We start from the raw sequence: 16685 nt of genomic DNA on the forward strand, positions 1-16685 counted from the left end.
TTTTTTGTCACCAACCCTCTTCTGAGGGACCAATGGGGCGTATGCTCCGGTGGTGATCGGCGGGATCCATTGCGCATCCCGTACGGGAACGCGGCGGGAGCGAGCGGGCTCCGCACACCGCGCTCCCGATGTCTCAGCAGGACCGCCGCCGGGCCGCGCGCCCGGACGGCACCGAGCCGACCCGGCGTTCGCCTGCGCTCCGCCTCCTCCACAGGAGAGGGCATGGCGCGACGTGACGACGGGCATGCGTCCCGGATCAACACGCATGCTTCACCGTGGGCGCGGGCACCCGAGCGTCCCTCGCCGGGGGCGCGGCCCGCACCCGGCCGCCGGCCGGACGAGCCGCAGTGGCCTGAGGGGTCGTGGTGGTCGGAGCAGCCGGGATGGGACGAGCGGGGCCGGCGGCGCAGGCGCGAACCGACGCGCCGTGACGTCCGGCGGCGCGAGAAGAACCGGACACGGCGGCAGCCGGAGCGCCGGTCGGCGTACCGGGCCGAGCGCCGAGCCGACCACCGGGCCGAGTACCGGGCCGAGGCGCCCGCCGCGGCCCGGCGCCGCGAGCCCGCCCGAGGCTCAGGGCGGCGCCCGCCCACCCGGCCCCGTCCCGGACCGAAGGCGAGGCCGCGCGGGCCGCGCATGCCCGGCGACCGGATCGGCGCGGGCGCGCTCATCCTGTCGGCCGTCGTCGGCCTGTCCCTGCTGGGCATAGCCGAGCGGACGCTGCTGGACGGCCGCCCGATCGGCACGACCGAGTCGGTCGGCGCCGGCAAGGGGGCGCGGCACCCGAAGGGCCACGCCACCGCCGCGCCCGGCGCGCAGCAGCCGCACCGGCAGGCGCCCGCCGCGTCGGGCGCCCCCGCCGCGCCGGCGCGTCCGGACGCGCAGGCGCTGGCGGCGCAGGTGCGCAAGCTGACCCTCGCCCAGCGGGGCGCCGCGGCCAAGCAGGCCTACGGCGCCGCGCCGACGCGGGCGCCGATCGTCGCCGCCACCCGGACCAGCGCCGACGGGACGTGGGTGTTCGGCACCACCGCCATCCCCGTCCCGGCGAGCAGCGACGCCGACCCCGAGATCGCGTTCTTCGCGGCCCGCTGGACGGGCCGGGACTGGCGGATCGGCCTGTCCGGCGCCACCGCGTTCGGCACCCTGCTCGGCGCGATGCCCGCCACCGTCATGTCGGCGGCGGAGTCCCGCGCGCTGCGCCGCTACGGCGCGCTGTCCGCCGAGCAGGCCGCCGCCGCGGTCAACGGCACGGGCGCCGGCGACGGGCTGATGCTGCCGTGGAAGAGCGGCACGTCCTGGACGATGCTGACCGCGGACCCCGCCTCCGCGCGGCGCCCGCTGTCCGCGCTGGCGTTCGCGGGCGGCGACGGGCGCGTCCTGGCGTCCGGCGCGGGCCGGCTGTACCGGTTCTGCGGCGACGGCTCCGGGCCCGCGCTGCTCATGGTCGTCCACGCCAGCGGCGTCGCCACCGTCTACGACCGGGTCCGGTCGGCGGCGCAGCTGCGCGACGGCAGCGTCGTCGGGCGCGGCGACCCGCTCGGCCGCACCGGCACCGCCGGGGCCTGCGGCGGCGCCCCGGCCGCCCGCGCCGAGGTCCGCTTCGACCTGCGCCGCGGCGCCGCGCCCGTCCCGCTCGACGGCGCCGTCATCGGCGGCTGGACGTTCAGCGAACGCGCGAAACCGCTGCTCGGATTCGCCGAGCGCGGCCTGCTCCAGGTGCTTCCCGGGGGCCTCATCGCCAACCTCGGCGCGGTCCCCGCGGCGGATGCCCCGCCGTCATCGCCGGCGCCCGGCGACGAGCCGGGCGGCGGCGCAGGATCGGCCGGCGACCCGTCGCCGTCCGCTACCCAGAACAGGAGTCCGAGCGGTGCGAACACGCAACAGTGACGATCCCGCGGTGCCCGCGTGGGTGCTGCGAACCGTGCTCGTCGGCGCGGTGCTGGTGCTCGCCGGCGCCGCGACCCCGCCGGGCGCCGTCGCCGCGGCGCAGGCGCAGTACTTCCTCTCCTTCTACGCGGGCGTCTTCACGCTGCTCGCGCTGACCGGCGCGGTGATGACCGGCCTGCTGGCCACCGAGCGGCTGATCCTGAAGATCCGGCACCGGGTGCTGGCGCAGGGCGCGCACCGCGCCTGCGCGGTCGTCGCGTCGGTGATGGTCATCGCGCACATCGCGGTCAAGGTGCTGGGCGGGCTCGCGACGCCCGCGCAGATCGTGGTGCCGACGCCGGACGCGGTCGGCCTCGGCACCGTCGCGTTCGAGCTGATGGTGCTGATCGCGATCACCGGCGTCCTGCGGACCCGGTTCGTGGCCCGCGCCCGCCCGTGGGTGTGGCGGTCGATGCACGCCGTCGCGTACGTCTCGTGGCCGATCGGGATCCTGCACGGCCTGACCGCGGGACGGGTCGCGGCGAACTGGGTGGTGCTCAGCTACGTGATGAGCGTCGTCTTCGTCGTCATCGCGCTCGCCACCCGGCTCATCGTGGTGATCAAACCGCGCGAGGTCGGGCGGGCGGGCGACGGCTTCGCCGCCGGTGAGCGGGCGGCGGCCGCGGCCGCCGCCCGCCGCGCGCGCGGCCGGTTCCCCGAGCGCGACCCGCGCGCCGCCGTCCCGCGCGGCTACGCCGACCGGCTCGGCTACGACGACCGTCCCGGATACGACGACGATCCGCGCGGATACGACGACCCGCGCGGCGTCGACGACCTGCGCGGTGTGAACGACCTGCGGGGTGTTGACGATTTGCGCGGAATAGACGACCCGCGCCGCATGGACGACCCGCGGGTGACCGGGCCGCTCGGCGGGCGTGACTCCCGCTCCACCGTGACCGACCCGCGCGGCGTGCCGCTGCCGGGCGAGGGCGGCGGCTGGGACACCGAGGTCATCCGATGAGCGCCGTCCACACGGTCTCCAACATCGGCGGCCCCCGGCTGACGCTCGGCTTCGACCGCTTCGACCGGCTCGACCTCGACCGGCACCTCGCGGTGCACGGCCGGCTGCGCGTCCCCTCGCTGGACGACCTGGTCAGGATGGCCGAGCAGGTCGACATGCGAGGACGCGGCGGCGCCGGGTTCCCGTTCGCGCGCAAGCTGACCGCCGTCGCGTCCCGGGTGAACCACCCGACCGCCGACCGGACGCTGCTGCTGCCGGGCGAGAAGGGAGGCGACCGCGGCTCCAGCGAGGACGTCGTCGTGGTCGTCAACGGGGCCGAGGGCGAGCCCGGCAGCGCCAAGGACAAGGTCCTGCTCGGCCGCGCCCCGCACCTGGTGCTGGACGGCGCGCAGATCGTCGCGACCGCGCTCGGCACCCAGCGGATCGTCCTCGCCGTCGAGAGCGACGAGGCGGCCCGGTCGGTGCGCGCCGCGATCGGCGAGCGGCGGATGCCCGCCCGCGTCGTCCGGCTGACCGAGCGGTTCATCTCCGGGGAGAGCGGCGCGGTGATCCGCGCCATCAACGGCGAGACGCCGATCCCGCCGGGCGTGAAGGTCCGCGCCGCCGAGTCCGGGGTGGACGGGTACCCGACGCTGCTGTCCAACACCGAGACGTTCGCGCAGCTCGCGGTGCTGGTCTCGCTCGGCCCCGACCTGTACGCCTCCGCCGGGACCGACGACGAGCCGGGCACCACGCTGCTCACCGTCGGCGGCACCACGGTCGTCGAGGCGCCGTACGGCACGCCGCTGCGGGACGTCCTGAAGCACTGCGACGTGCCGCCCGGCCCCGGCGTGCTGGTCGGCGGCTACCACGGGACGTGGCTCGACCCGGCCGGGGCGGCGCGCGCCGTGCTGTCGCGGGCCGGGATGCGCGCCGTCGGCGGCACGGTCGGCGCCGGCATCATCCTGCCGCTCGCGCAGGGCACCTGCCCGCTCGGCGAGGTCACCCGGATCGCGTCCTACCTGGCCGCGCAGTCCGCCGGGCAGTGCGGCCCGTGCCGGCTGGGGCTGCCCGACGTCGTCCGGGCCCTCAACACGCTGAGCGAGGGCGGCGGGACGGTCGAGGACGTGCGCCGCGCCGCGGCGATCGGGCGCGGCCGCGGCGCCTGCACCCATCCCGACGGGACCGCGCGGTTCGTGCTGTCGGCGGTCGAGGCGTTCGGGGCCGACATCGACGCGCACCGGTACGGCGGCACCTGCGGGCTGCCGACGTTCGGGGTGCTGCCGCTGCCCGTCCCGACCGGGCGGGAGGAGCGGGTGGCGATCGACTGGAGCCGCTGCGACGGCCACGGGCTGTGCGCCTACCTCGTCCCGGAACTGATCCAGCTCGACCGGTACGGCTTTCCGGTGGTGCTCGGAAGCGACATCCCGTCCTGGATGGAGCGGGACGTGCAGAAAGCGGTCGCGATGTGCCCGGCATTGGCGCTGCGGGTCGTCGGGGGAATCCCGGGCGGTCCCGCGCGGCGTTCCTGACGGCGGCCCGCCCGCCATTACGGACGGGCCGGAGAAATGAAAAAGTCCGAGCGACGGTGAACCCCGGGCCCGGCGCGGTGCGTATTCCTCGGCGAAACCGCGCCGGGTCCGTTCTTCGGTGCGCTCCCGGAAGGAGGAAGGGATTTCGGTGAGAAATTCGTACGGTGTCGCGGAACTGCGCCGGCTCCCGCGGTTCGGGCTCCGCCGGGGCCGGGGCCTGCTGCTGCTGGCCGTCGCGGCCGTCGTCGCGGCCGCCCTCGCGGTCCTCCTCAACCCGCGGGTCGCCCCGGCGAACGGCGTCGACAAGGGTGCCACCGTCCCGTCGAAATGGGGCCCGCTGAGCGCCCAGGACCGGCTCCTGCTGGTCAAGGTCCGCCAGGCCGGGCTCTGGGAGATGCCGGCCAGCCAGATGGCCGTGCAGCGCGGCGCGAGCCCCCGGGTGCGCGAGATCGGCACGATCATCAACCAGGAGCACATGCAGCTGGACGCCGACACCCGGGCCACCGCCCAGCAGCTCGGGGTGACCCTGCCGGCCATTCCGAACGGCACGCAGCGGAGCTATCTCCGGGAGCTGGCCGGGCTCGACGGAAAGGCGTTCGACACCGACTACGTGTTCCGGCTGCGGGCCGCGCACGGGCAGGTCCTGCCGTTCGCCGCCACGGCACGCGTGCAGAGCCAGAACACGATCATCCGGGCCTACGCGGAACGCGGGATGAAATTCGTCCTGCACCATATCCAGCTGCTGGAGAGCACCGGCCTGGTCACCAAATCCGCGCTGCACTGACGGGTATCCCACCCCCCGCTCACAGGGAGTACTCAAAATGGGAAGAAGAAGAAAGACCTTCGCCGTGATCGTCCCGGCGGTGCTGCTCGCCGCGTCGGCGTGCAACGACGTCCCCGGGGGCGCCGGGGCGCTGCCCGGCGGCGCGACCGTCACCGCCGATCCGGTCGGGCACGTCCAGAAGTACCGGGGCGGGCACGGCACTCGGACCAGCCCGCCCGCTGACGACGGCGGCGGCCAGCAGAACGGCGGCCAGAACGGCGGCGGGCAGATGCCCGGCATGGGCGACGGCCAGATGCCCGGGATGGGGGACCCCTCCCAGACGGCCGTCCCCAGCCCGCCGGACTCCGGATCGCCGGATCCCGGCCAGACCGATCCGAACCAGCAGAACGGCGACGGTCAGAACGGCGACGGCCAAAATGGCGACGGCCAGAACGGGAACGGTCAGAACGGCGGCGGCCAGAACCAGAACGGCGGCGGGCAGGGCGGCCAGAGCCAGGTGAAGCCGGGCCCGCGCGCCGACCAGTTCGTCGACATCCGCCAGGCGCAGCCCGTGCGGCAGCCGCGGCGCACGCGGGCCGCCTCCACCGGCGTGTTCACGTCCAGCTGCGGCACGAACGCCGGGCAGAAGCACAGCAACCCCGACAACGTGATCGTGGCGCCCGGCGTCCAGAACGGCGCGCACCACATCCACGACTACGTCGGCAACCTCGACACCAGCGCGTTCTCGACGGACCAGACGCTCGCCGCCGCCGGGACGACCTGCACCAACGGCGACCAGTCGACCTATTACTGGCCGGTCGTGCGGCTGCGCGCCGGCAAGGACGGCTCCGACCGCGCGGCGCAGAGCCAGGTGGACGGCAACACCGGCAGCGTCGTCACCCCGGCGAAGGTGCGCCTGCAGTTCCTCGGCAACCCGCGCAGCAAGGTGACGGCGATCCCGCGGTTCACCCGGATCGTCACCGGTGACGCCAAGGCGTCGTCGAAGGGCCCGGCCAACGCGCACGCCCAGTGGACGTGCAGCGGGTTCGAGAACCGGGCGTTCACCGACAAGTACCCGCTGTGCCCGAAGGGCAGCATGGTGGAGCGCGTGCTGAACTTCCCGAGCTGCTGGGACGGGCAGAACACCGACAGCGCGAACCACCGCGACCACATGGTCTTCCCGGACCCGCGGACGGGCCAGTGCCCGCAGGGCCGCAAGGCCGTCCCGCAGCTGCGGATGACGCTGGCCTACAACCTGCCCGCCAAGGCGCTCGCGTTCGCGCTGGACACCTTCCCGGAGGAGGGCCACGACCCGGTGACCGACCACGGCGACTTCATCAACGTGATGAACGACCAGCTCATGCGGAAGGCCGTCGCCGCCATCAACGGGCGCCGCCGCTGATCCCGGTCCCGGGGCCCGTGCGCGCCCGCGCGTAGGATCGCGTCATGGAGATCGTGATCGCGGGCGGGCACGGGCAGATCGCGCTGCGGCTGTCCCGGCTGCTGGCCGGGCGCGGGGACGCCGTGGTGAGCCTCATCCGCAACCCCGACCATGCGGCGGACGTGCGGGCGGCGGGCGCGACGCCGGTCGTCCGGGACCTGGAGGCGGCGTCCGCGGACCAGGTCGCGGGCGACCTGGCCGGCGCGGACGCGGTCGTGTTCGCCGCGGGCGCGGGCCCGGGCAGCGGCGCCGCCCGCAAGGACACCGTCGACCGGGCCGCGTCGGTGCTGCTGGCGGACGCGGCGGAGCGCGCCGGGGTGCGGGGCTTCGTGCAGGTGTCCGCGATGGGCGCGGGCGACCCGCCCGCACCGGGCCGCGACGACGTCTGGGCCGCCTACATCCGCGCCAAGGGCGAGGCCGAGGACGACCTGAGGGCGCGCGGCGGCCTGGACTGGCTGATCCTGCGCCCGGGCCGCCTCACCGACGACCCGGGCACCGGGCTCGTGACGCTCGCCGAGCCGCCGGTCGGGCACGGCGCGGTGACCCGCGACGACGTCGCCGCGGTGATCGCCGCGCTGCTGGACGCCCTGCCGGACGCCCGGCACCGCACGCTCGACCTGCTGAACGGCGACGTGCCGATCGCCGACGCCGTCGCCGCCCTGCGCTGACCCGGCGCGGTCGCGCCGCACGGGCCGGGCGGCGCGGGCGGCGGCGGGCGGTCAGGCGGTGTAGAGGGACTCGATCTCGTCGGCGAAGTCCTTCATCACGACGTTGCGCTTGACCTTCAGGCTCGGGGTCATGTGCCCGGCCTCCTCGGTGAAGTCGACGCCGAGGATGACGTACTTCTTGATGGCCTCGGCGTGGCTGACCGACTTGTTCGCGTCGGCGACGGCGCCCTCGATCTCGGCGATGATGTCGGGGTCGCGGCGCAGCTCGTCCACGGTCATCGCGGCGGGCTTGCCGTGCCGCTCCTTCCAGGGGCCGAGGGCCTCCTCGTCCAGCGTGATCAGGGCGCTGATGAACTTGCGGCCGTCGCCGACCACCAGGCACTGGCTGATCAGCGGGTGGGCGCGCAGCCGGTCCTCCAGCGGGGCGGGCGCGACGTTCTTGCCGGCCGCGGTGACGAGGATCTCCTTCTTCCGGCCGGTGATCTTCAGGAAGCCGTCGGCGTCGAGGGCGCCGAGGTCGCCGGTGTGGAACCAGCCGTCCTCGATCGCCTCCTTGGTGGCGGCCTCGTTGTTCCAGTAGCCGCGCAGCACGTTGATGCCGCGGACCAGGACCTCGCCGTCCTCCGCTATGCGGACGTCCACGCCCGGGATGGGCTTGCCGACGGTGCCGATCCTGATGGCGGTGGGGCGGTTCACGGTCGCCGGCGCGGTGGTCTCGGTGAGGCCGTAGCCCTCCAGGATCGTGATGCCGACGCCGCGGAAGAAGTGGCCGAGGCGCTCGCCGAGCGCGGCGCCGCCGGACACCGCGTACTGCACCCGCCCGCCGACGGCCGCGCGGAGCTTCCCGTAGACCAGCACGTCGAAGACCTTGTGCTTGGCCTTGAGACCGAGGCCGGGGCCGCCGGCCTCCAGCGCGCGGCTGTAGGCGATCGCGGTGTCCGCGGCCGCCTTGAAGATCTTGCCCTTGCCGTCGGCCTCCGCCTTCTGCTCGGCGCCGTTGTAGACCTTCTCGAACACCCGCGGGACGGCGAGCAGGAAGGTCGGCCGGAACGAGGCGAGGTCGGGCAGCAGGCTGGGGATGTCGCTGTGGCCGAGGACGATGCCGCCCTCGATGGTGGCGACCTCGATCAGCCGGGCGAACACGTGCGCCAGCGGCAGGAACAGCAGGGTGGAGCTGCCCTCCACGGCGATCTCGGAGATCGCGCCCTGCACGGCGTTCCGGGCCGTCGCGACGAGGTTCCCGTGGGTGATCTCGCAGCCCTTCGGCCGCCCGGTGGTGCCGGAGGTGTAGACGAGCGTCGCCACGTCGGCGGCGGTGCGCGAGCGGCGGCGCTCGGCGATCGTCGCGTCGGCGACGTCCTTGCCGAGCTCGGTGACCTCGGCGACGGCGCCCGCGTCGATGCCCCAGACGTGCGCGAGGCCCGGGAGCCGGTCCCGGACCTCGCCGACCAGCGCCAGGTGCGCGTCGGTCTCGGCGAACAGCGCCTTGGCGCCGGAGTCGCCGGCGATCCACTCGATCTGCTCGGCGGAGGAGGTCTCGTAGATCGGGACGGCGACGGCGCCGGCCGTCCAGATCGCGTAGTCCAGCAGCGTCCACTCGTAGCGGGTGCGCGACAGCAGGGCGACCCGGTCGCCCGGTTCGACGCCCGCGGCCACCAGCCCCTTGGCGACCGCCGCGGCCTCGGCCGCGAACTCCGCCGCGGTGACGGCGCTCCAGCCGGTGCCGGTGCGGCGGCGCAGCACGATGGCGCCGGGCTCCTCGGCGGCCCGGGTGAAGGGCGCGTCGGTCAGATTGGCGGAGTCGGGGACCTCCACCATCGCGGGGACGCTGAACTCGCGCACGGCCCACTCCTGTGATCGATCTTCGGGGACGGCGGGGGAACCTGCCGGTCCCTCCGAGGGTGAATGATACCCACGAGTAGGAAAACCGTCCGAAAGTGAGCGTTCCGCCCCGGAGCGGCCTGCGGATCGACGGTTAACGGCACGGCAAAGACCGTTCGGCGCGGGCGGGTGGCCGCCGGTCCGTCCCCTACCCTTGACCTGGTCGTATACGGAAGTGGTCGGGGGAGAGCCATGGCCCTGCTCGAAGTGATCGCGCTCACGGCCGCGGACGCGCGCGCCGCGCAGGACGGCGGCGCCGACCGGATCGAGGTCGTGGCCGACATGGGGGCCGACGGGCTCACCCCGGACCCGGACATGGTGGCGGCCGTGCGCGCCGCGACGGCGCTGCCGCTGCGGGTGATGCTGCGGGCCAACGCCGGGTTCCGCACCACCGGCGCGGAGCTGGACCGGCTCGTCCGGGCCGCCGCCGACCTCGCCGCCGCCGGGGCCGACGGGTTCGTGCTCGGCTTCCTCGACTCCTCCGGCCACGTCGACGCCGGCGCGACGGGCAAGCTCGCGTCCGGCTGCGCGCCGCTGCCGTGGACGTTCCACCGCGCCGTCGACCACGCCGCCGACCCCGTCCAGGCGTGGGAGGCGGTCCGGGCGCTCGACGGCGGCCTGGACGCCGTGCTCACGGCGGGCTCGCCGCGCGGCGTGGACGCCGGGGTCGACGTGCTGGTCCGGCGCGCCGCCGAGGACCCCCGCTCCGCCGCGATGATCATGGCGGGCGGCGGGCTGCGCCGCAAGCACGTGGCGGTGCTCGCCGCGGCGGGCGTCACCGCGTTCCACGTCGGCACCGCCGTCCGCCCGGACGGCTCCTGGGACGCCCCCGTCGACCCCGCGCTCGTGGCGGAGTGGCGCTCGCTGGTGTCGGCCGCGGCGGGCTGACGCCCGGAGGGGCGCCCGTTTTCGGGGGAGAGGTCCCCTATTAGAGTCGGTTCATGAGGATCCACGTGGTGAGCGACGTCCATGGCCGCGCGGACGCGCTGAAGAGCGCGGGCGACGGCGCGGACGCGCTCATCTGCCTCGGCGACCTGATCCTGTTCGTCGACTACTCCGACCACGGGCAGGGCATCTTCGCGGACCTGTTCGGGCAGGAGAACGCCGACCGCTTCATCGCGCTGCGCACCGAGAAGCGCTTCGACGAGGCCCGCGAGTTCTCCCGCGGCCTCTGGGCCTCCCTTGAAGGGGACGCGTGGCCGCACATCGAGCGCGCCGTCGACCGGCAGTACGCCGAGCTGTTCGCCGCGATGCCGACCCCCGCCTACCTCACCTACGGCAACGTCGACGTCCCGCGCATGTGGGCGCCGCACCTGCGCGACGGGCACCGCGTCCTGGACGGCGAGACCACCGAGATCGGCGGGCTGCGGTTCGGGTTCGTCGGCGGCGGGCTCCGCACCGAGTACCGCACCCCCTACGAGCTCGACGACGACGCGTACGCGGCGAAGGTCGAGGCGGTGGGGGAGGTGGACGTGCTGTGCTGCCACATCCCGCCCGCCGTCCCCGAACTGCTCTACGACACCGTCGCCCGCCGGTTCGAGCGGGGCAGCGAGGCGATCCTGGACGCGATCCACCGCACGCAGCCGAAATACGTGCTGTTCGGGCACGTCCATCAGCCGCTCGCCGCCCGCATGCGCATCGGCCGCACCGAATGCGTGAACGTGGGCCACTTCCGCGCGCGCGGGGTCCCGTACGTCCTCACGGTGTGACGGATACCGTGCTCTAGACAGCGGCCCGGGCGACGGAATCCCGGGCGCGGGTCCATGGCGAACCGGAGGGAACGCAGATGGCGGACCGCACGAGTTCTTCCATCACCATCAAGGCCGCGAAGGCCGACATCATGGCGGTGATCGCCGACCTGGAGGCATATCCGGACTGGGCGAGCGGGATCCGCGAGTTCACCGTCCAGGAGACCGGCCCGGACGGCCGGGCGCTGCGCGGCCGGCTGACCTTCGACGGCGGCCCGTTCAGCGACACCGTCGGCCTCGCCTACACCTGGGACGGCGACGACCGGGTGAGCTGGGAGCTGGTCGAGAAGGGCGCGGTCGTCACCGGCCTGCACGGCACCTACGCGCTCGCCGAGGCGGGCGACGCCACCGAGGTCACCTACGAGCTGGCGGTCGACGTCCGCGTCCCGATGATCGGCATGGTGAAGCGCAAGGGCGAGAAGCGGATCATCGACTCCGCGCTCAAGGGCCTCAAGCGCCGCGTCGAGCGCTGAGCACGCCCGGAAGGCGGTACCGTTTCACGCCGATGACGGATGGATGATGGAGTCATGACCGACCAGCCGGGTGACCTGATCAACGAGGCGGGCAAGCTCTTCGACGCGGTGCTCAGGCGCGTGGTCGGCGGCGGCTCCCGCGACGACGACCGCGACGACGACCGCGGCGACCGCGCCGACCGCGGCGCCCGCCCCCGCGGCGACGCGGACGACGTGTGGGCGAGCGCGACCGCCGAGCCGCCGCGCTACGCCACCGGCGCCCCCGAGTGCTGCCACTGCCCGGTCTGCCGGGCCATCGCCGCGTCCCGCGAGTCGGGGCACGACGTCGGCCGGCACGTCCGGGAGGCCGGGCAGTCGCTGATGGCCGCCGCGCTGGACGTGGTGCAGGGCTTCGACCGCACCCGCCCCGGCGCGAACCGGAACCGGCCCCCGCGGCCCCGGGATGCGTCGGCGGGCCCCGGGGCGGGTAGGTCCGATCGGTCGGGACGGTCGCCTCGCGACGAGGCCCCGTCCGGCGGGACGCCGCGTGACGAGGCCCCGCGCGACGACGCCGAGCGCGGCCGGACGCCGCGCGGGGAGGCGCCGCGCGGGGAGGAGCCCCGCGAGGAGCCGGGCGACCCGTGGGCGGCCGCCACCGGCGGCGACTCCATCGACATCGGCTAGTGGTGCGGACGGGCTCCAGCCAGGGGCGCGCGAGGAGGAGGAAGCGTACATGGCCCTGACCATCGGCGTGGACGTGGGCGGCACGAAGGTCGCCGCCGGCGTCGTCGACGACCGGGGAACGATCCTGGAGAAGGTCCGGCGGCCGACTCCCTCGACCAACCCCAAGGAGACCGCCGAGACCATCGCCGAGGTCGTCGACCTGCTCAAGGGCAAGTACGCGGAGGTGTCGGCGGTCGGGCTCGGCGCCGCCGGGTTCGTCGACGAGACCCGCTCCACGGTGCTGTTCGCGCCGAACCTCGCCTGGCGCGAGGAGCCGATCCGGGAGAAGGTCGAGCACCTCGTCGGGCTGCCCGTCGTGGTGGAGAACGACGGCAACGCCACCGCCTGGGGCGAGGCGAAGTTCGGCGCGGGCCGCGGCGAGAACTTCCTGGTGCTGGTCGCGCTCGGCACCGGCATCGGCGGCGGCATCATCATCAACGGCGAGCTGTACCGCGGCCGGTTCGGGATCGGCGCCGAGATGGGGCACTTCCGGGTCGTCCCCGACGGGCGCCGGTGCGGCTGCGGCAACCGCGGCTGCTGGGAGCAGTACGCCAGCGGGAACGCGCTCGTGCACGAGGCCCGCGACCTCGCGCGGGTCGCGCCGGCGATGGCGGGCCGGCTGCTGGAGCTCGGCGGCGGCCGCCCGGAGGGCATCAGCGGGCCCGAGGTGTCGCAGGCCGCCCGCGAGGGCGACAAGGCCGCGCTGGAGTGCTTCCGGACGATCGCGCACTGGGCGGGCCAGGGCCTCGCCGACCTCAGCGCGATCCTGGACCCGGGCGCGTTCATCATCGGCGGCGGCCTGTCCGACGCGGGCGACCTGCTGCTCGACCCGATCCGCGTCGCGTTCGAGGAGGCGCTGACCGGGCGCGGCCACCGCCCGCTGCCCGACATCCGGATCGCCGAGCTCGGCTCGGCCGCCGGCATCGTCGGCGCCGCCGACCTCGCCCGCGTCCGCCCCCTCCAGGACGCGGCGGTCTAGGACGCCCGCCGTGGCGACGCCGGTCCGGGTGCTGAGCTACAACATCCGGTCGCTGCGCGACGACCCGGAGGCCGTGGCGCGCGTCGTGCGCGCGAACGGCCCGGACGTGCTGTGCCTGCAGGAGGTGCCGCGGTTCTGGGGCTGGCGGGCGCAGCGGCGCCGGCTGGCGCGGGCGTGCGGGATGGACGTGGCGGCGGGCCGCCGTGCGTGCGGCCTCGCCGTCCTCGCGGCGCCGCGCGTCCGCCGCGTCCACCGCGAGTTCCACCTGCTGACGCCCGACGAGGGACTGCACCGGCGGGCGCTGGCCGTCGCGGTGCTGGAGATCGGGCCGGCGCGGCTGATCGCGGCGAGCACCCACCTCGACCTCGCGGACGGGCCGCGGCTGCGGCACGTCCGCGAGGTGCTGGCGCTGCTCGACCGGGCCCGCGCCCGGTACGGCGCGCCGGTCGTGCTCGCGGGCGACGTCAACGAGGAGCCGGGCGGCCCGTCGTGGACGCTGCTCACCGAGCACTTCCAGGACGGCCACGCGACCGCCCCGGCGGGGGAGCCGCTCACCTTCTCCGCGCGCGACCCGCGCCGCCGCATCGACGGGGTGTTCGCCGACCCCGGCGTCGAGGTGGCCGGATGCGGGGTGCCGCCGGACGAGCCCGGCGACCACGTCCGCGCCACCGACCACCGCCCGCTGCGCGCCGACCTCAGCCTGCCCGCCGGGCCCGGTTAGCCGGCGCCGCCCGGACGGCCACCGGTCAGAGGGCGCCGGTCAGAGGGCGCCGGTCACAGAACACCGTCCGGACGGCCGCCGGTCAGACGACGGCGCCGTCGTCGGGGTCGCGGGGCTCGTCGCCCATCCGCAGCACGAGCGTCACGAACCCGCCGATGAACGCGGCGACCGCGAGGAACGCGGCCCAGCCCGGCACCTCCCAGTCGAGGATCACCGTGACGAGGAGGTAGACCGGGCCGCCGATCAGCGCGATCCAGGCGCCCTTGGTGAGCGGGTCCGCGCTCGGCAGCGGCGGGGGCGGCGGCGGGATGTAGTGGCCCTCGTCATCGGCGTCCGGCGGGAACTCGGGGGCCTCGTCGGCGGGCCGGATGACCCGGGCCCGCGGCAGCCGGCCCGTCCGGTCGTCGCCCTCGCGGGGCGGCGCCGGGCGCTCGTCGATGTTCTCCTGGTCGGGCCAGGGGACCTCGTCGCCCTCCGGCGCCGTGTCGAACCCCGCGACGATCGCGGCCCAGATGGCGTCCTCGTCGAGGTCGCGGCCCTTGCCGCCCTCGTCGCCCTTGCCGGGCGTCCCGGACCCGCCGCCCGCCTCGCCGTCGCCGCGGCGCCCCGGCGCGTCGAACACGCCCTCGAACGCCTCGTCGAAGGACCCGTCGAGCCCCCCGTCGAGGCCGCCGTCGCGCGGGCCGTCGTGCACCCCGTCGCGCCCGGCCGGCGTGTCCGGCGCGGAGTCGGCCAGGTCGGGCTCGGGGCGGCCGTCACCCTCCCCGCGCACGCCGGCGTCCCGCAGCCGCGCCAGGTGCGCGCGCAGGATCCCCTCGGCGGCCGGCTTCATGTCGACGTCCACGTACAGCCGGTCGAGGACGTCGCCGACGGGGCCGCCGGCCGTCCCGGCGATCCCGGGCAGGCCGTCCGGCGACGCCGCGTACGCCGCCACGCCCGCCTCGCCGAGCGCCGCCAGCATCGCGTCGGCCAGATGCGGGGCGAGGTCGACCAGCGGCGCGTAGGTGTCGGCGGACAGTCCATTGCCACGGCGATTCACGGGGCCGGCTCCTTCGACGACTCCGGCGTGACCGACAGCACCGGCATGACGGCCTCCGCTCCCCCATTGAGGTGTGCGCCCGGCCGCCCGCCGCGGTGCGCGGCGGCACTCCCGGACGACCCGAAACGTGTGTCCCACGGTATTCGCTGCGCCGCCCGGGACAAGCCCCCGGGCGCACCCGATTGAGATTTCCGTTCAGAGCCTACGTTCATCTGGGCGCGGGGTGTGCCGGACCGGCCCCGGGCACCGGGACAGTGGTGTGGGCGAGGAACCGCCGGGATGCGAAGATGTCCCATCATTACCCCCCTCGGACGGGGACTCGGTCTTGCGCGCCGCGTGCGCACGCGGCTCGGAGGAAGGTGTCGGCATGCTCTGGTTCTGGATCCTGCTGAGGGTCGTACTCTCACCCATCATGTACGGCGCATGGTGGCCGCGGAACCGGGGCATGAGGAACGTCCCCAAGCGCGGCCCCGCGCTGCTGGCGTGCAACCACCAGTCGTTCGCCGACCACTTCTTCGGCCCGCTGCCGCTGATGCGGCCGATCTTCTTCATCGGCAAGGGCGAGTACTTCACCGGCAAGGGGCTCAAGGGCCTGATCAGCAAGGGGTTCTTCACCGGGGTGGGGGTCGTCCCGGTCGACCGCACCGGCGGCCCCGAGGCGGACGCGGCGCTCCAGACGGGCCTGCGGATCCTCGGCGAGGGCAAGCTGCTCGGCATCTACCCCGAGGGCACCCGGGCGCCGGACGAGAGGCTGTACCGCGGCAAGACCGGGGTGGCGCGGCTGGCGCTGAAGTCCCGCGTCCCGGTGATCCCGATGGCGATGATCAACACCTTCAAGCTGATGCCGCCCGGGCAGCCGTACCCGCGGCTCGGCGTCCGCCCAGGCGTGCGGTTCGGCGAGCCGATGGACTTCTCCCGCTACTTCGGCCGCGAGGACGACCGCGAGGTGCTCCGCGAGGTCACCGACCAGATCATGGAGGCGATCCGGGAGCTGTCGGGGCAGGAGTACGTCGACCGGTACGCCGCCGAGGTCAAGGCCGAGATGGCCGGCAAGCCCGTCCGCCGCGTCGACGACGACGGCGACGACGGCGACGAGGGCATCGCCGAGGACTGAACCGTGCGCGACGACACCGGCGGGGGCATGGCCGGCCTGGACGCGGCGCTGTGGCGGTCCGTGGCGGTGTACCGGGCGCTGGCGCTGGTCTACGCCGCCGTCGTCATCGGCAAGAACTCCGGCGGCTACGCGCACCCGCTGGGCGGCTGGGCCGTCCTCGGGGTGCTGACCGTCTGGACGGGCGTCGCGACGCTGGCGTACCGCGACCCGTCCCGGCGCGGCTGGCCGCTGCTGTCCGCCGACCTCGCCGTCGCGTTCGGCTGCATCCTCGCGACCGCCTGGGTGGAGACACCCCACCACATCGCGACGGGCCGCCCGACGCTGCCGGTGTCGTGGGTCGCCGCGTCCGTGCTCGCCTGGGCCGTCGCGGGCGGGCGGCGGCGCGGCGTCATCGCCGCGCTCGTGCTCGGCGTCGCGAACCTGCTGGTGCACGCCGCGGCAGGGACGGCCGGCGGGATGGGCAACACCACGCTGAACGGCATCGTGCTGCTGTTCCTCGCCGGCCTGGTGGTCGGCCAGGTGGTGCGCCTCGCGCGCGAGGCGGAGGCGCGGCTGGCCCGCGCCGTCGAGCTGGAGGCGGCGACCCGGGAGCGGGAGCGGCTGGCGCGCCGCATCCACGACTCGGTCCTGCAGGTGCTGGCGATGGTGCAGCGGCGCGGCGGCGAGGCCGGCGGCGAGGCGGCCGAGCTGGGCCGGCTGGCGGGGGAGCAGGAGGCGGCGCTGCGCGCCCTGATCGGCGCCGGCCCCGGGACCGGCCC

At 75.2% G+C, this 16685-nt stretch carries 16 protein-coding genes; 14 read left to right on the forward strand and 2 right to left on the reverse strand.

What is annotated here, in order from left to right:
* Positions 1-222: 222 nt before the first annotated feature.
* The 6 genes from amrb99_RS42550 (at position 223) to amrb99_RS42575 (ending at position 7270) form a co-directional block, all read left to right on the forward strand.
* Positions 223-1887, forward strand: coding sequence for a hypothetical protein (locus tag amrb99_RS42550; protein WP_190867345.1), 1665 nt, complete (start codon positions 223-225; stop codon positions 1885-1887).
* Positions 1868-2887, forward strand: a complete 1020-nt coding sequence (locus amrb99_RS42555) for a hypothetical protein (RefSeq protein WP_190867346.1) — start codon at positions 1868-1870, stop codon at positions 2885-2887. The genes amrb99_RS42550 and amrb99_RS42555 overlap by 20 nt, the downstream gene beginning before the upstream one ends.
* Entirely contained in the window at positions 2884-4398 is a 1515-nt protein-coding gene (locus amrb99_RS42560) for an NADH-quinone oxidoreductase subunit NuoF family protein (RefSeq protein ID WP_190867348.1), read from the forward strand. Before amrb99_RS42555 ends, amrb99_RS42560 begins: the two co-directional genes overlap by 4 nt.
* Before the next feature lie 148 nt (positions 4399-4546).
* Positions 4547-5182 (forward strand): DUF4142 domain-containing protein, encoded by a 636-nt coding sequence (locus amrb99_RS42565; protein ID WP_347257100.1) that lies wholly within the window; start codon positions 4547-4549, stop codon positions 5180-5182.
* Between the two features lie 37 nt (positions 5183-5219).
* Positions 5220-6563, forward strand: a complete 1344-nt coding sequence (locus amrb99_RS42570) for a DUF1996 domain-containing protein (protein ID WP_190867353.1) — start codon at positions 5220-5222, stop codon at positions 6561-6563.
* A gap of 44 nt (positions 6564-6607) precedes the next feature.
* Positions 6608-7270, forward strand: a complete 663-nt coding sequence (locus amrb99_RS42575) for an NAD(P)H-binding protein (RefSeq protein WP_190867355.1) — start codon at positions 6608-6610, stop codon at positions 7268-7270.
* 51 nt (positions 7271-7321) lie between these two features.
* On the opposite strand, the gene amrb99_RS42580 is transcribed toward amrb99_RS42575, so the two are convergent.
* On the reverse strand, positions 7322-9112 hold the full coding sequence (locus tag amrb99_RS42580) for an AMP-binding protein (protein WP_190867357.1): 1791 nt from the start codon (positions 9110-9112) through the stop codon (positions 7322-7324).
* 231 nt (positions 9113-9343) lie between these two features.
* Between amrb99_RS42580 and amrb99_RS42585 the strand changes: the two genes are divergently transcribed.
* The 6 genes from amrb99_RS42585 to amrb99_RS42610 all read left to right on the forward strand — a co-directional run bounded on the left by amrb99_RS42585 (position 9344) and on the right by amrb99_RS42610 (position 13774).
* Positions 9344-10039, forward strand: a complete 696-nt coding sequence (locus amrb99_RS42585) for a copper homeostasis protein CutC (RefSeq protein WP_190867359.1) — start codon at positions 9344-9346, stop codon at positions 10037-10039.
* Positions 10040-10092: 53 nt separating this feature from the next.
* Positions 10093-10860: a metallophosphoesterase gene (locus amrb99_RS42590; RefSeq protein ID WP_190867361.1), complete on the forward strand. Its 768-nt coding sequence runs from the start codon at positions 10093-10095 to the stop codon at positions 10858-10860.
* Between the two features lie 77 nt (positions 10861-10937).
* Positions 10938-11372 carry an SRPBCC family protein gene (locus tag amrb99_RS42595; RefSeq protein ID WP_190867363.1) on the forward strand — a complete coding sequence of 145 codons (435 nt, stop codon included), beginning with the start codon at positions 10938-10940 and terminating at the stop codon, positions 11370-11372.
* A gap of 54 nt (positions 11373-11426) precedes the next feature.
* Positions 11427-12035, forward strand: a complete 609-nt coding sequence (locus amrb99_RS42600; RefSeq protein WP_190867365.1) for a hypothetical protein — start codon at positions 11427-11429, stop codon at positions 12033-12035.
* A 49-nt stretch (positions 12036-12084) separates the two neighbouring features.
* Complete coding sequence (locus amrb99_RS42605; protein ID WP_190867375.1) at positions 12085-13053, forward strand: ROK family glucokinase; 969 nt, start codon at positions 12085-12087, stop codon at positions 13051-13053.
* Positions 13054-13063: 10 nt separating this feature from the next.
* On the forward strand, positions 13064-13774 hold the full coding sequence (locus amrb99_RS42610; protein ID WP_190867377.1) for an endonuclease/exonuclease/phosphatase family protein: 711 nt from the start codon (positions 13064-13066) through the stop codon (positions 13772-13774).
* 82 nt (positions 13775-13856) lie between these two features.
* Here amrb99_RS42610 and amrb99_RS42615 read toward each other — a convergent pair whose 3' ends face one another.
* Positions 13857-14813, reverse strand: a complete 957-nt coding sequence (locus amrb99_RS42615; RefSeq protein ID WP_190867379.1) for a hypothetical protein — start codon at positions 14811-14813, stop codon at positions 13857-13859.
* Between the two features lie 367 nt (positions 14814-15180).
* Here amrb99_RS42615 and amrb99_RS42620 point away from each other — a divergent pair, with 367 nt between their 5' ends.
* A complete protein-coding gene (locus tag amrb99_RS42620; RefSeq protein ID WP_190867381.1) occupies positions 15181-15927 on the forward strand; it encodes a lysophospholipid acyltransferase family protein in 747 nt (248 codons plus the stop codon).
* 3 nt (positions 15928-15930) lie between these two features.
* The coding region (locus tag amrb99_RS42625) for a DUF5931 domain-containing protein (protein ID WP_347257101.1) at positions 15931-16685 on the forward strand (755 nt) is incomplete at its 3' end.

The organism is Actinomadura sp. RB99 (genome assembly GCF_014706005.1).
Classification (GTDB): Bacteria; Actinomycetota; Actinomycetes; order Streptosporangiales; family Streptosporangiaceae; genus Spirillospora.

What these genes read in the sequence shown, in the direction of transcription:
- amrb99_RS42550 (WP_190867345.1), top strand. Translation starts at nt 223, where the DNA reads ATGGCGCGACGTGACGACGGGCATGCGTCCCGGATCAACACGCATGCT.
- amrb99_RS42560 (WP_190867348.1), top strand. Translation starts at nt 2,884, where the DNA reads ATGAGCGCCGTCCACACGGTCTCCAACATCGGCGGCCCCCGGCTGACG.
- amrb99_RS42570 (WP_190867353.1), top strand. Translation starts at nt 5,220, where the DNA reads ATGGGAAGAAGAAGAAAGACCTTCGCCGTGATCGTCCCGGCGGTGCTG.
- amrb99_RS42575 (WP_190867355.1), top strand. Translation starts at nt 6,608, where the DNA reads ATGGAGATCGTGATCGCGGGCGGGCACGGGCAGATCGCGCTGCGGCTG.
- amrb99_RS42585 (WP_190867359.1), top strand. Translation starts at nt 9,344, where the DNA reads ATGGCCCTGCTCGAAGTGATCGCGCTCACGGCCGCGGACGCGCGCGCC.
- amrb99_RS42590 (WP_190867361.1), top strand. Translation starts at nt 10,093, where the DNA reads ATGAGGATCCACGTGGTGAGCGACGTCCATGGCCGCGCGGACGCGCTG.
- amrb99_RS42595 (WP_190867363.1), top strand. Translation starts at nt 10,938, where the DNA reads ATGGCGGACCGCACGAGTTCTTCCATCACCATCAAGGCCGCGAAGGCC.
- amrb99_RS42600 (WP_190867365.1), top strand. Translation starts at nt 11,427, where the DNA reads ATGACCGACCAGCCGGGTGACCTGATCAACGAGGCGGGCAAGCTCTTC.
- amrb99_RS42605 (WP_190867375.1), top strand. Translation starts at nt 12,085, where the DNA reads ATGGCCCTGACCATCGGCGTGGACGTGGGCGGCACGAAGGTCGCCGCC.
- amrb99_RS42620 (WP_190867381.1), top strand. Translation starts at nt 15,181, where the DNA reads ATGCTCTGGTTCTGGATCCTGCTGAGGGTCGTACTCTCACCCATCATG.